This is a genomic window from Nocardia sp. NPDC052112, assembly GCF_040680135.1.
Lineage (GTDB): Bacteria > Actinomycetota > Actinomycetes > Mycobacteriales > Mycobacteriaceae > Nocardia.
In genome coordinates this window covers 79,137-95,207 of record NZ_JBFAWD010000027.1, presented here as the reverse complement: position 1 = coordinate 95,207, position 16,071 = coordinate 79,137, and the positions used below count along the sequence as shown (strand labels likewise).

1 protein-coding gene is annotated in these 16,071 nt (G+C 67.6%); it reads right to left on the bottom strand.

What is annotated here, in order from left to right:
• Window positions 1–116: 116 nt before the first annotated feature.
• Window positions 117–15,962, bottom strand: a complete 15,846-nt coding sequence (locus AB0L58_RS35975) for an amino acid adenylation domain-containing protein (RefSeq protein ID WP_364394370.1) — start codon at window positions 15,960–15,962, stop codon at window positions 117–119.
• Between the last annotated feature and the right edge of the window lie 109 nt (window positions 15,963–16,071).

The window sequence follows — 16,071 nt, the reverse complement described above, 5'->3', positions numbered from 1 at the left end:
GGAGCTCACCTACCCTGTAATCCCTAAAAGTGCTCCCCACCCTGCGCGTTACTCAGAAGCATCGCATGGTCAGACGCCGATCGTTACCGCAATGGTCGCTTGTTCACGCCGACTATCTACCCGCTTTCCCCGCCCGATCGCAACCGCTCAGGGGTTTCGAGCAGCTCAGCGAGCCGGGGACCGATCTCGGCCAACGCTTCGGCAGAGGTCATCAACTCGTGCGTCGCCCCGATCGGGCGATCGATGATCTCACCGGATACGAAAGGCCGCCAGTCGGCGGGGGCGCGATCCGCTCGGGCCTCGGCATCGACCGTGGCGCGGAAGAACTCGAGCGTCCCGTCGAATACCGCGGGCCGATACCGCGACTCCAGCTCGACCGTGCGCATGGCCGTGCGGTAGACGCGCCGCAGGCGTTCGGGGGTGAGCACGTCCAGGCCCTGGCCCACGGCCATCGCGTGCAGCGCTGCCACGGCCTCGTCCCCGATTTCCTGCAGATTTTCCGGCGCGGGCAGCGCCGCGGCGTCCAGTCCCAATTCGGTGAAGGCCGCGCGGATCTGGCTCCGGAAATCGGTGAAGTCGCCGCCGGGGTAGGCGTCCAGGATCGCGAGCAACTCGACCTGTGCGCCGTCGGCCTGCAGTTCGGTCGCCACCGCGTGGGCCAGTTTGCCGCCGAGCGACCAACCGAGTATCCGGTACCGGCCCTCGGGCTGCACCGCCCGGATCTCGGCGACATAGCGGCGCACGATCTCGGCAACCGAGTCCGGGTAGTAGTCGTCCTCGGTGAGCGCGGGCGTCTGGATGCCGTAGATCGGCTGGTCGGCCGGAAGCACGCGGGCCAGTCCGGCATAGGACCACGACAGCCCGGCCAGCGGGTGCACACAGAACAGCGGCGGCCTGGTGCCCGCGGCGCGAATCGGGAGGAGTACGCCGAGTGCGGCGGCGGAGCTGGATTCGACATCGTGTCCGTGCTCGAGTACCGCGAGGATCTGCTTCGAGATGCCGAGCACCGTCGGCTCGGTGAAGAACCAGGCGACCTTGATCTGCGCGCCGGTCACCTTGCGTAGTCGACCGGCGACCTGGGCGGCCAGCAGTGAATTGCCGCCAAGGCCGAAGAAGTCGTCGTCGATGCCGACCCGGTCGACGCCGATGACCTCGGCGAAGATATCGGCGACGGTCGATTCGAGCGGCGTCGTCGGTGCGCGGAACTCCTTTGCCGCGAATGCCGGTTCGGGCAGCGCCCGGCGATCGAGCTTGCCATTGGGGTTCAACGGCATGACCTCGACTACGACGACGGCGGCCGGAACCATGTAGGACGGCAGATGTTCGGCCACCAGGGTCCGCAGTGTCTCGGCATCGACCGTGGCGCCGCTCGCGGGGACGACGTAGGCGACGAGCTGGTCGCCGACATCCGAACGCACCAGTGCCACCGCCTGAGCCACCGAATCGTGTGCGGTGAGAACGGTTTCGACCTCGCCGAGTTCGATGCGCAGACCCCGCAGCTTGACCTGGAAGTCGGTGCGGCCGAGATACCCGATCGAACCGTCGCCCTTGCGGGTGACCAGGTCGCCCGTGCGGTACATCCGGGAGCCGGGGGCACCGAACGGATCGGCGACGAAGCGATCCGAGGTCAGATCGGTACGACCGGCATAGCCGCGCGCCAACTGCGCACCGGCCAGGTACAACTCGCCGGCCACCCCCGACGGCACCGGATGCAGCCGGGAATCCAATACGAATGCTCGGGCATTCCAGACCGGCAGACCGATCGGCACCGCACCCGCGATATCGGCGGGAACCGGACTGTGGGTCGCGTGCACGGCGAATTCGGTCGGTCCGTAGAGGTTGTAGAGCTCGGCCGAGCTGACCTTGCGGATGGCCCGTACCGCGTCTGCGGTGCATGCTTCACCGGCGACCAGTAGGGCGCGCAGCGAGGCGAGGGCGGAGCCGTCGACCGCACCCGCGAAGACGGACAGCATCGAGGGCACGAACGAGGTCATGGTGACCCGTTCGGCCGCGATGACTTCCGCGAGGTATTGCGGATCACGATGGCCCTCCGGTGCGGCCACGACGATTCGGCCACCGGTGGACAACGGGCCGAACAGCTCCCACACCGACACGTCGAAGGTGGCCGGTGTCTTGAACAACACGATGTCATCGGCGCCGATGCCGTATTCACCGGTGATCCAACGAATCTGGTTCACCACCGCCGAATGCGGCACGGCCACCCCCTTCGGCCGTCCGGTCGAACCGGAGGTGAAGATGACGTATGCCGGATTGCCCGGCCGCAGCGGCGAAATCCGTTCGATATCGGTGACCGGCTGCTCCGGGTAGCCGGAAAGGTCCAGCTCATCGATCGTGATGGTGGGCAGACCGGTCTCGAAGTCGTCGCGCGAAGTGGTGAGTACGCATACCGGCGCGGCCGACTCCAGCACGTACCCGATCCGCTCCGCGGGCTGCCCGAGATCGAGCGGCACATAGCCGCCACCGGCCGCCTGCACGGCGTAGGCGGCGATCACGAAATCGACCGAACGCCGCAGACCAAGGGCGACAAGCTTTTCCGGTCCGACACCGGTCTCGATCAGCCGCCGCGCCAACCGGTGCACGCGCACCGCGAACTCGGAATACGTCCACGATGTGCCGGTCGCCGGATCCACGATCGCGACCGCGCCGGGCGTTTGCGCGGCCTGCCTGGCGAATTCGTCGACCAGCGTGCCGACCGCAGCGAGTTCACGTGCGGTGTCGTTCCACCGCCACAGCACCTCGGCCCGTTCGGTATCGCTGAGCAGATCGATATCGCCGACCGGTGCGTCCGGGCGCTCGACGAGCTGTTCCAGCAGGCGGACGAACCGATCCGCGAAACCCTGGACCGTGGCGTCGTCGAAAAGATCCCTGGCGAAGGACAATTCGGCGAACATACCGTCACTGCGTCGGGCCTCCTGAATGGTCAGCGCCAGATCGAATTTCGCGGCATCGATCTCCAGATCGACCGCACCGATGCGCAATCCGGGCAGTTCGAATGAACTGTCCGGCAGATTCTGGAACGACAGCATGACCTGGAACAGCGGATGCCGTGCGGTCGAGCGCACCGGGTCGAGCAGGTCGACCAGTCGCTCGAACGGAATGTCGGCATGTGCGAAGGCCCGCAGATCCGCATCCTTCGTCTGTGCGAGCAACGCACCGAAACTCCGCTCGCCGGATATCTCGCTGCGCAGCACGAGAGTATTGACGAACATGCCGATCACATCGTCGAGTTCGGCCTCACCGCGACCGGCGACCGGGGTGCCGATGACGAAGTCCTCGGTGCCGGACAGCCGCGCGAGCAAGACCGCGAATGCGGTATGCACGACCATGAAGATGGTCGCGTTCTCGGCGCGCGCGAGTTCCCGCAGCCCTTTGTGCAATGCGGTGCCGATCGAGAAGGCCACCCGACCGCCGCGGAAAGACTGCGTCGTCGGCCGCGGCCTATCCGCGGGAAGATTCAGTTCATCCGGAATTCCGGCGAGCGTGTTGCGCCAGTAGTTCGCCTGGGCGGTGATCACACTGTCCGGATCGGCTTCCGAACCCAGCACCTCGCGCTGCCAGCTGCTGAAATCGGCGTACTGCACCGGAAGTGGCGCCCAAGCCGGTGGCGCACCGGCCGAACGGGACGCGTAGGCGATCATCAGATCGCGGGTCAGCGGGCCGATGGACCAGCCGTCCGCGCTGATGTGATGCGCCACCAGCACGAGTACATGTTCTGTGTCGTTTCGAGCGACCTGCGAGCAATCGCTGGCGGTGGGCTCGACTCGGAAGAGCTCGGCCCGCACCGGAACCTCGGTTGTCACATCGAAACCGGCCGAGGCGGTGGCGATGACGCGCGTGGGCAGTTCGGCCGTGCTGACCGGCACCGGCGTCAGATCGGGCAGCGCCCGCACGGCGGGCACGATCACCTGCACAGGGCCGTCGTCGGTCTGTGGATAAACGGTGCGCAGTACCTCGTGCCGCTCGATCAGATCCGCGACGGCCAGGTCCAGCGCGGCCAGGTCCAGCGCACCGGTCAGGCGCACCGCGGCCGGGATATTGTGCACCGCCGAGGACGGATCGAGCTGGTTGAGGAACCACATCCGCTGCTGTGCCAGCGACAGCGGAATCCGTTCCGGGCGCGGACCGGCCATCGGCGCCCGGCGACCACCGGATCCGGCATGCTGCTCGATCTTGACCGCGAGCCCGCCCACCGTCGCGGCCTCGAACAGGGTGCGCACCGGCACCCGGCCGCCGATCGCGGCACCGAGCCGGGCCACCACCTGGGTGGCGATCAGCGAATTGCCGCCGAGGGCGAAGAAGTCGTCGTCGACGCCGACCCGCACCAGGCCGAGCACATCAGCGAAGACGCCCGCCACGATCTCTTCGACCGGTGTTGCCGGAGCGCGGAATTCGCGGCTGGCGAAGGTGGGTGCCGGCAGCGCCCTGCGATCCAGCTTGCCGCTGGTATTCAGCGGGAACGCGTCGAGCGCCACAATGGCGGCCGGAATCATATATGCCGGAAGGGTGCCCGCGATCGAGGAAAGCAGGTCGGCCTGATCGATCCGGTGACCGGGGGTCGGCACCGCGTACGCGACCAGTTGATCGCCAAGCGCGGACGGCAGCACAACGGCCACAGCCTGGCCTACCGAAGTCTCGGCCAGCAGCACGGTTTCGATTTCGCCGAGTTCGATGCGCTGGCCACGGAATTTGACCTGGGAGTCGGTGCGGCCGCGGTAGTCGAGCACACCGCCGGTCTCGGTGGCACGCCAGACGACCAGGTCACCGGTGCGGTACATGCGGGTGCCGGCGCCGAATGGATCGGCCACGAAGCGGTCCGAGCTCAGCTCGGGTCGGCGCACATAGCCGCGGGCCAGCTGGTCACCGGCCAGGTACAGCTCACCGGCCACGCCCGCGGGCACCGGCCGCAGACGCGAATCCAGCACGTATACCTGGGTGTTCCACTGCGGCCGGCCGATCGGGACGCCGAAGCGGTCGTCACCGCGCGCCTCCCAGTAGGTGACCGAGACCGCGGCCTCGGTCGGACCGTAGAGGTTGTGCACCCGGGCATCCGAGATGGCGCGCACGGCGTCGACGGTTTCCGGCGCCAGCGCCTCGCCGATCACGAAGATGTTCCGCAGCGTCGGGCAGGAGCCTGCCGGGGTGTGCGCGGCGAAGACCGTCAACATCGACGGGACGAAGTCGGTGACGGTCACGCCATGTGCGGCAATGGCTTCCGCGACATAGGCCGGATCGCGGTGGCCGTCGTGGGTGGCGACGACGAGTTTCGCGCCCGCGCGCAGCGGCATGAAATAGCCCCACAGCGAGACGTCGAAGGTGGTAGCCGTCTTCTGCAGGTATACATCGTCGACGCCGAGCGGATATTCGGCCAGCATCCAGCTGGTCTGGTTGTGGATGGCCGCATGCGAAATCGCCACGCCCTTGGGACGTCCGGTCGAGCCCGAGGTGAAGATGACGTAGGCCGGGTTCTCCGGACGCACCGGGCGCAGCAATTCATCGGCGCGCACCGGGTTCGCATCGAATCGGTCCAGCTCCAACGCGTCCAGGTGCAGCACCGGCGTATCACCGGGCACCGCAACAGCATCCGTGCTGGTGGTCAGTACGCACGCGGGCCGGGCGGTTTCCAGGATGTGCGCGATCCGCTCCACCGGATGATCCGGATCCAGCGGCACATACGCACCACCGGCCGTCACGATCGCATACATGCCGACGACCAGATCCAGCGAACGCCGAATCGCCAGGCCCACCAGCGATTCCGTGCCGACACCCCGGCCGATCAGCACCCGCGCCAAACGGTTGACCCGCTGATCGAATTCCGCATAGCTCAGCGTCGCGTAGCGACTCGTTGAGGGGCGGTGGTCGGGCGACGGGTGGGCCAGCTCGGCGCCATCGTAGACCACCGCGACCGCGTCGGGATGCGCCGCGAGCGCGCGGCGATAGCCGTCGAGCAGCAGTTCCGGCGCCACGGGAGCGGCCGTCCGGTTCCAGTCGACCAGGATTCGCGCCCGCTCGGCCGGGGCCAACAGGTCGAGTTCGCCGACCGGGATATGCGGTGCGGCGATGATCCGGTCGAGCAGGCGGGTGAAGCGCTCCGCGAAGCCCTCGACCGTCGCCCGGTCGAAAAGGTCCTTGGTGTAGACGAATTGCCCGGCGATACCGGCGGGCGCGCCATTGGCATCGTAGGCGTCGCTCACGATGAGGTTCAGATCGAACTGCGCGACCTGGATGTCGATACCGACACCGGACACGGTGAGTCCGGACAGTTCGAGGCTGGACTGTGCCAGATTCTGGAACGACAGTCCGACCTGGAACAGCGGATGCCGCGCCGTGGAGCGGACCGGGTTGAGCACCTCGACCAGCCGCTCGAACGGGATATCCGCATGGGCGAACGCCCGGAGATCGGCCTCCCGCTGGCGCGCGGTCAGTTCGCTGAAGGTCGCACCGGCATCCACCCGGGTGCGGAACACCAAGGTGTTGACGAACATGCCGATCAGATCGTCCAGCGCGGCCTCACCGCGACCCGATATCGGGGTACCGATGGCAATGTCATCGGAACCCGAGAGCCGCGCCAGCAGTACGGCCAGCGCGGTGTGCACGACCATGAACAGCGTCGCGCTTTCGGCACGGGCCAATTCGACCAGCGCACGATGGGTTTCGGAATCGATGCGCACCTCGACGGTGCCGCCCGCGAAGGATCGCACCGCGGGACGCGGCCGGTCCGCGGGCAGATCCAGCTGTTCGGGCAGATCGGCCAGGGCGTCACGCCAGTAGGCGATCTGCTCGGCCGCCAACGATTCCGGATCGTCCTCGCTGCCGAGCAGTTCGCGCTGCCAGCTGCTGTAGTCCGCGTACTGCACGGTCAGCGGTGCCCAGCCCGGTGCGGCGGCCACGGAGCGGGCCGCATATGCCAGCATCAGGTCGCGGGTCAGCGGCGCGACCGATGAACCGTCACCGGTGATGTGGTGCACCACCAGGGCGAGCACATATTCGTGTTCGATCGCGGAGTCCAGCGGGCCGTGCGCGGCCACGCCCGCTACCGTCTCCGTGCTCTCCGCTTCCGCCGCATCGGCATCGGCAGCGACAACGGCATCAGCAGCAGCAGCGGCGGCAGCTTCCGCACCGGCAGCCGCATCCGCACCGGCAGCAGCATCCGCACCGGCAGCCGCATCCGCACCGGCAGCCGCACCGGCACCGGCAGCCGCACCGGCACCGACTTCCGCACCGGCACCGGCACCGGCACCGGCACCGGCAACATCGAACAGCACTACCCGGACCGGGACCTCGCTGGTCACGTCGAAGATCGTCGAAGTCAGCTCGACCACGGCGGATTCGAGTTCATCCGGTGCGACCTCGCGGACCTCTAGTTTCGGTACGTCCGCATCCGCGGGCAGGATCAGCTGGACCGGACCCGCATCGGTCTGCGGGTAGCGGGTACGCAGGATTTCGTGCCGCTCGACCACATCGGCGACCGCCCGGCGCAGCGCCACCACGTCGAGGGAGCCGGTGAGCCGCACGGCGATCGGGATGTTGTAGGCCGAGGAGTCGGTATCGAACCGGTTGAGGAACCACATGCGCTGCTGGGCCAGCGATAACGGAATGTGGTGCGGCCGTGGGCCGGCCGTCAATGCCGGACGAGCGCCGCTACCGGCGAGCTGTTCCAGTTTCGCCGCTAGTTCCGCGACCGTGGACGCATCGAAGAGCACGCGTACGGGTACGCGGGTATCCAGTGCCGCACCGAGTCGCGCGACCAGTTGCGTTGCCAGCAGCGAATTTCCACCGAGTGTGAAGAAGTCGTCGTCCAGGCCGAGATAGCGGCTGTCCTCGGCGCCGGTACCGATGCGCAGCACCGCGGCGAAGGTGCTCGCCACGATCTGTTCGGTATGGGTCTTCGGCGTACGGAAGGCCGCCTGCTCGAAAACCGGTTCCGGCAGTGCCTTTCGATCCAGCTTGCCGACCGGCGTCAAGGGGATCTCGTCGAGTACGACGACCGCGGACGGCACCATATGCGGCGGCAGGCGCCGCGCCGCATGCTCCACGAGCACGCTCGGCTCGATGACCCGGCCGGACACCGGCAGCACGTAGGACACCAGGATCGTGACACCGGCATTGCTCGGCCTGCCCACGGTGATCGCGAACTCCACATCGGCGTGCCCGCCGAGCACGGCGTCGATCTCACCGAGTTCGATGCGATAGCCGCGGATCTTCACCTGGAAGTCCGAACGGCCGACATATTCCAGCGCCCACGGTATCGACGGCAGCGCAGCATTGCCCGCACGCACTTCGGGTTCGGCGAACCAGCGCACCACGTCGCCGGTGCGGTACATCCGTGCCCCCGGCTCACCCCACGGATTGGCCACGAAACGCTCCGCGGAAAGTCCGGGACGGTTGTGATATCCGCGCGCCAGTGCGCAACCGGACAGATACAGCTCTCCCGCGACACCCGGCGCAACCGGGTGCAGCCGAGCATCCAGTACCAGCGCCGCGATCCCGTATACCGGTGTGCCGATGGTGATCGGCGCACCCGCCCGCAGCGTCGCATAGGAGGCGATGACCGTGGCCTCGGTCGGTCCGTAGCCGTTGTGGTACCTGCGGCCCGGCTGCCACTTACCGAGCAGTTCAGGTGTGGTGGCATCGCCGCAGACCATGAGCATTTCGAGTTCATGGAGCCCGACCGGATCCACCGAGCCGAGCACCGCGGGGGTGATGATCGCGTGCGTAACGCGCTCACCGCGCAGCAGATCACCCAGCTCCGGACCGCCGATAATGGCCGGGGGGACGATCACCAGCGTCGCGCCGACCGAAAGCGCGACAAGCCATTCCAGCACCGATACGTCGAAGCTCGGCGAACAGATATGCAGGAGCCGGTGGTTCGGCGCCAGCCGGTACAGGCCGACCGAATGGTCGACCAGGCCGCCGAGGCCGGCGTGGGTCACGGTGACGCCCTTGGGCATACCGGTGGAGCCCGAGGTGTAGATGACATAGGCCGCATGGTGCGGCCGCAACGGCGTGATCCGGTCCACATCGGTGACCGGCGCGGCGGATCGGCTGGCGCACAGCGCATCCGTCTCGGCATCGTCGAGCGCGAGCCAGTGCACATCGTCCGGCAATTCCGCCAGGAATGCCGATGTCGTGAGACCGACGAGCGCACTCGAATCGGTCAGCATGTGCCGCACCCGATCCACCGGGTAATTCGGGTCGACCGGCACATGCGCGCCACCGGCCTTCGATACCGCCGATACGGCGGCGACCATCTCATAGGAGCGCGGCAGCGCCAGCGCCACCAGGCGTTCCGGGCCGATACCGCGATCGATCAGCACCCTTGCCAACCGCGACGAATACTCGTCCAGTTCGCGATAGCTGATCGAGCGCCCTTGGTAGCGGATGGCCGTACGGTCCGCACCTCGACGCAGCCCGCGCACCAGCAGATCGGGCAGCAGCCCAGCGGCCGTCAGCTGATCCGGCTGCACCCGGGTCAGGAATATCGCCTCGGATTCGGCCAGCAGCGGCAGATCACCCACCGGCAGCTCCGGCCGGGTCGTGATCGCTTCGAGCAGCCGCACGAACCGATCCGCGAACACCCGAACCGTGGACTCGTCGAACAGGTCGCGCGCGAAGGAGAACACGGCGTACATACCCTCGGACTTGCCCGGCAGCTCGGTAATGGCCAGCGACAGATCGAATTTCGCGGTGTCGATCTCGAGATCGATCGCATCGACCCGCAATTCGGGCAGTTCGAAGGAGATGTCCGGCAGATTCTGAAATGACAGCGCCACCTGGAACAGCGGATGCCGCGCCGTGGACCGCTCCGGATTCAACAGATCGACCAGGCGCTCGAACGGAGTATCGGCGTGTGCGAAGGCCTGCAGATCGGTGTCCCGCACCACGGACAGCAATTCCGCGAAGGTCGCGTCGCCGCGCACCGGGGTCCGCAGCACCAGCGTATTGACGAACATGCCGATGACATCGTCCAATTCGGCCGCGCCACGACCGGCCACCGGTGTGCCGATGGCGATGTCCCCCGTGCCCGACAGGCGCGCCAGGAATACCGCGAGCGCGGTATGCACCACCATGAAGATCGTCGCGTTGTGTTCCCGGCCGATCTCCTGCAGCCTGCGGTGCACCCGCGGTTCGATCGTGAAAGCGACGGTGCCACCGGCGAACGACTGCGTCGTGGGGCGCGGCCGGTCGGCGGGCAGGTTCAGCTCGTCGGGCAGTCCGGCCAGCGCGGTGCGCCAGAACCGGGTCTGCGCGGTGATCAGGCTCGCCGGATCGTCCTCGGAACCGAGCACTTCCCGTTGCCAGAGACTGAAATCCGCGTACTGCACCGGCAGCGGCGGCCAGGCCGGCGGTGTCGCGGCCGCGCGCGCCGCGTAGGCGAGCATGAGATCACGGGTCATCGGTCCCATCGACCAGCCGTCCGCGCTGATGTGATGGGCCACGAAGACGAGCACATACTCATCCGATAGGCCGCCGTCGGGCGCGACCACCTGGAACAGCGCACCGCGCAACGGCACCTGATCGGTGACATCGAATCCGGCGGCAATGATCTCGACGACCCTGGCGTGCAAGGTGTCCGCCGTGACGGGCTGGGGTGTCAGGTCCGGAACTGCGTGTGCCGCAGGCACGACCACCTGCTGCGCGACGCCGTCTCGATCGGCTGGATAGGCGGTGCGCAGCGTTTCGTGCCGCTCTACCAGATCGGCGATGGCCTGCTGCAATGCGGCGATATCGAGCGCCCCGGTCAGCCGGACCGCGACCGGCAGATTGTTCACCGCCGATTCGGTATCGAACTGGTTGAGGAACCACATCCGCTGCTGGGCCAGCGACAGCGGAATCCGATCCGGGCGCGGACCGGCCACCAGCGGCACCTCGCGGCGCCGCCCGACGCCCGACGCGACCGCGGCGGCCAGCGCCGCGACTGTCGACGCCTCGAAGACGGCGCGCACCGGGACGCGGCTGCCGATCGCGGCACCGAGCCTGGCCACCACCCGGGTGGCGATCAGCGAATTGCCGCCGAGGTCGAAGAAATCGTCGTCCGCACCCGCGCGTTCGATGCCGAGCACATCGGCGAATACCGTCGCAACGGTGCGTTCCAGCGGTGTCGACGGCTCCCGGTAGGGCCGACCGATGAACTCCGGTGCGGGCAGCGCCTTGCGGTCGAGTTTGCCGCTCGCATTGAGCGGCAGGGCATCCAGCCGCATGATCGCGGACGGGACCATATACGACGGCAGCGCCGCGCGTGCGTGCTCGAGCAGGACATCGTCATCGACCTGTGCGCCGGGCGCGGCCACTACATAGGCGACCAGCCGATCACCGGTACGCCCCGTGACCAGCGCCACCGCCGCGCGCTGCACCGCGTCCAGACCGAGCAGCACCGCCTCGATCTCACCGGGTTCGACGCGCTGGCCGCGCAACTTGACCTGGAAGTCGCTGCGGCCCAGATATTCCAGGGCGTATCCGCTGTCGTGCCCCGGCACCCAGCGCACCAGATCGCCGGTGCGGTACAGCCGCGCGCCATCGGTGTGCGCGACGAACCGCTCGGCGGTCAACGCCGGTGCGTTCAGATAGCCGCGCGCCAATTGCACACCGGCGATATACAACTCACCGACCGCGCCGACCGGAACCGGTCGCAACTGCCGATCGAGCACATGCACCCGGGTATTGGCGACCGAGGCGCCGATCGGAATCGCAATGCGCCCATCGGCTTCGGCGGGATATGCGGTGACGACCGTCGCTTCGGCGGGGCCGTACCAGTTGAACAGGTCCGCATTCGGCAGCAAGGCGCGTACACGCGCGGCCGTGTCCGCCGACAGTGCCTCACCGGCGGCGAAGACCCGCCGCAGCGCCGGGTACGCGGTTTCGTCGGCGGGTGCGCCATCGAGGAACGCGTCGAGCATCGATGGCACGAAGTGCGCCGTGCTGACGGAGTACTCGTCGATCACGCGCGCCAGATACGCGGTGTCGCGATGTCCATCCGGTGCGGCGATGATCACCGCCGCACCGGTCTGCAGTGGCCAGAACAGCTCCCAGGTGGAGATATCGAAGGTGATCGGCGTCTTGTGCAGCACCACATCACCGGGACCGTGCGGGTAGGTCCGCTGCGCCCAACGGAATTGGTTCGCCATCTGCCGATGTGTGATCACCACGCCCTTGGGCCGACCGGTCGAGCCGGAGGTGTAGATGACGTAGGCGGCGCTGTCGGGAAGCGGTGCTACGACGGTGTCGGTCAGCACGTCACCGGAGATCGAGGCGCCGGCCGGACTCGCCGCGTCGCGACTGTTCGCGGCTGGCTCGAAACGAGCAGCGTCCAGGTAGACCAGCGGTGCGCCCGTCTCGGTTTCGAAGCCGGTCGCGGTCGTGGTCAGCACGCATACCGGAGCCGCGCTGGACAGCACATAGGTGCTGCGTTCGGCCGGATGGTCGGGATCGATCGGCACATACGCGCCACCGGCGCGCAGCACGCCGTAGATTGCGACGACCAGCTCGATACCGCGCCGCATCGCCACCGCCACCAGCGATTCCGGGCCGACGCCGCGCCCGGCCAGCGCCCCGGCCAGCGCGCGCGAACGCGCGTCGAGTTCGCGGTAGCTCAGCGTGGTATCGCGATAGCTCACCGCGGGTGCATCCGGGGTGCGGGCGACCTGTGCGTCGAACAGCGTCAGCAGTGTCGAATCATCCAGCAGGTCGCCGACTTCGGTGGCGTTGACGGTCTCGAGTACGGCGCGATCGGCGGCGGTCAGCGCATCGACCTCGGCGATCCTGGCGAACGGATCGGTCAGGAAGCGTCCGAGCAAGTTCGACAAGCGCTGGGCCAGTGCCTGTGCCGCCGTCTCGTCGAAGACATCGCGCAGGTATTTGAGGGTGAAGTGCATCCGTACACCGGGGACGATCACCACGGTGACCGGATAGTGTGTGCCGTTCACCGCGACCGCGCCCTCGATGCTCATACCATCGAGCGCACCGGCCGCCTCGGTGAGCGCCGTCTCGTCGATCGGAAACGATTCGAAGACGACGAGGGTGTCGAAAAGCCCTTCCACGTCGACGATTTCCTGAATTTCGCTCAGGCCGAGGTGGTGGTGGTCCAGCAGCGCCGCCTGTTCGGTCTGCAACTGCCGCAGCAGTCCGGCGAGGGTGTCGTCGGCGTCCAGGCGCACCCGGACCGGAATCGCGTTGAGGAACAACCCGACCATGGTCTCGATGCCGTCGAGCTGCGGCGGCCGCCCGGAAACGGTGGCGCCGAAGACGACATCGTCGCGGTCCACACTCCGGCCGATCAACAGCCCCCAGGCCGCCTGGATGACGGTATTGACGGTGACCCCGGCATCAGCGGCCAATCGGCTCAGTGCCTTGGTGTCCGCCTCGGACAATTCGAAATCGACTTCGCCGACGCCCGCGGTGATTTCGCGGGCCGGATCGACGGCGGCCAGCGGTGTCGGCTCGGTGATACCGGCCAGCACCTCGCGCCAGGCCGCGCGCGCGGCGCTGTGGTCCTGCGCACCGAGCCAGGCCAGATAGTCGCGGTAGGAGCGGGCCTGCGGCAACTGGCTCGCATCACCATCGAGCACGTAGAGCGTCAGCAGATCCTGGGTCAGCAGTGGCATCGACCAGCCGTCGATGAGGATGTGATGGCTGGTGACCAGCAGGTGGTAGGCATCGGTCGTCGAACGGATCAGGGTGAACCGCAGCAGCGGCGCACTGCCCATATCGAAATGGTCGGCCAGCTCCGTGGCCATGATCCGCGGCAATTCGGCGGCGGCCTCGGCCGGTGCGCGATGGGTGAGATCGACCGCACGCCAGGGCACTTCGACCTCGTCCAGCACGACCTGCAGCGGATTCCCGGCGGCATCCTCGGCGAATGCCACCCGCAGGTTCACATGCCGACCCACTACGGCGACCGCCGCCGCCCGTAGTCGCTCGGCATCGACATCGCCACCGAGATCGACCATGAACTGGGTCATGTACGCATCGACCGATGACTCGGCCAACCGCGCATGGAACAGCATGCCCGACTGCAGCGGGGTCAGCGGCCAGACATCCGCCAGCTTCGGGTACCGCCTTGCCAGCCGGTCATGATCGGCCTGCGACAGCTCGACCAGCGGACCGGTCGGCTGCGCGCCGGTCTCGACCGGCGCCCCCGCAGTGGCGAGCGGCGCGAGGGCCGCGACCGTGCGCGATTCGAAAACGTCTCGGGGTGTGAAGATCACCCCGCGCGCCCTGGCCCGCGACACCACCTGGATCGAGGTGATGCTGTCGCCGCCGAGTGCGAAGAAGTCGTCGTCGAGACCGATGCGCTCGATAGCGAGCACCTCGCCGAGTACCTCGGCGATGATCTGTTCGATGTCGGTCTCCGGCGCCCGGTACCGCTTGGTCTCCAGCACCGGCGCGGGCAGCGCCCGCCGATCCAGCTTGCCGACGGGAGTCAGCGGAATGGTCTCCAGGACCGTGATGACGGTCGGCACCATATGCGCGGGAAGTGCGCGTTCGGCGAAGGCGGTCAGCTCGCCGGTATCCACCACCGCATCGCCGGCCGCGTGCACATAGGACGCGAGAATCGTTGCGCCGGTGTCGAGTTTGTGTCCGATGGTGACGACGAAATCCACACTGTCGTGCGCGCCGAGCACCGCATCGATCTCGCCGAGTTCGATGCGGAAGCCGCGGATCTTGACCTGGAAGTCGTTGCGGCCCAGATACTCGATCTCACCGCCGGTCGTCCAGCGCACCAGGTCACCGGTGGCGTAGAGCCGAGAGCCACTGGGATCGAACGGATTCGCCACGAAACGCGACGCGGTCAGCGCGGGCCGTGCGTGATAGCCGCGCGCCACCTGGGAACCCGAAATGTACAGTTCGCCGACCACGCCGCTCGGCACCTGATTCAGCCGGTCGTCGAGTACGTATTCGGTGACGGCGCGGATCGGGCGGCCGATGGTCACCGTCGCACCGGGTGTCATCGGCGGGCTGATATTGGTCATGATCGTGGTCTCGGTCGGCCCGTAACCGTTGCAGAACTCACGCGTCCGGCCGTCGGAGATCGGTAATACCCAGCGCCGCACCAGATCCGGCGGACACGCCTCGCCACCGGCGACAACGACCCGGAAGTCGTCGAGCCCCGTCGGATCGACCGAGGCGAGCGCCGCCGGGGTGATGAACGCGTGCGTCACCCGTTCCCGGCGCAGCAGCGTCGCCAGCTCGTCGCCGCCGAAGATATTCGGCGCGACCGCCACCATGGTCGCCGCACCACCGAGTGCGAGCAGCAGCTCGAGCACCGAGGCGTCGAAGGACGGCGAGGCGAAATGCAGTGTGCGCGACTGGTTCGTGACGCGGTATCGATCGCGCTGTTCATCGCAGAAGCCGGACAGTCCGGCCTGGGTGACGACGACACCCTTCGGTTTACCGGTGGAGCCGGAGGTGTAGATGACATAGGCCGGGTGCTCCGCCCGCACCGCACGGATTCGGTCCGCATTGGTGATGGCCCCGCCCGAATACCGCGCCAGGCACAGTGCGAATTCGGGCGCATCGATGACCAGCCACTCGACCCGATCCGGCAGTTGCGCCGCCACCTCGGCGACCGCGAGGCCGAGCACCGCACCGGAATCGGTCACCATGTGATCGACGCGCTCGGCCGGGTAATCGGGGTCGACCGGTACGAATCCCGCACCGGTCTTGGCCACCGCCCACACCGCGACGACCGACGCCAGCGACCGCGGAATACCCACGGCGACAAGATCTTCCGGACCGACACCGCGTTCGATGAGCAACCGGGCCAATCGGGTGGACCGATCGTCGAGTTCGGCGTAGCTCAGCTGTCCCAGCGTCGCGGTGGCATCGGCGAAGACGACGGCGATACCGGCCGGATTCGCCTCCACCGCGGTGGCCATCAGCTGCGGCAGGGTGGTGACTCGCGGCTGGCGGGTCCGGACCGGACGGGTACGGGATGGCCGGGTCACGCCAGCGGCCCCCCTCCGATACCGCGCGGCCGCGCCAGATCCTGTCCCACCGATCGGTATCCCGGCACCCCAACCATACGAACTTCCTCCCCTTGCTCGTCGTCACCAC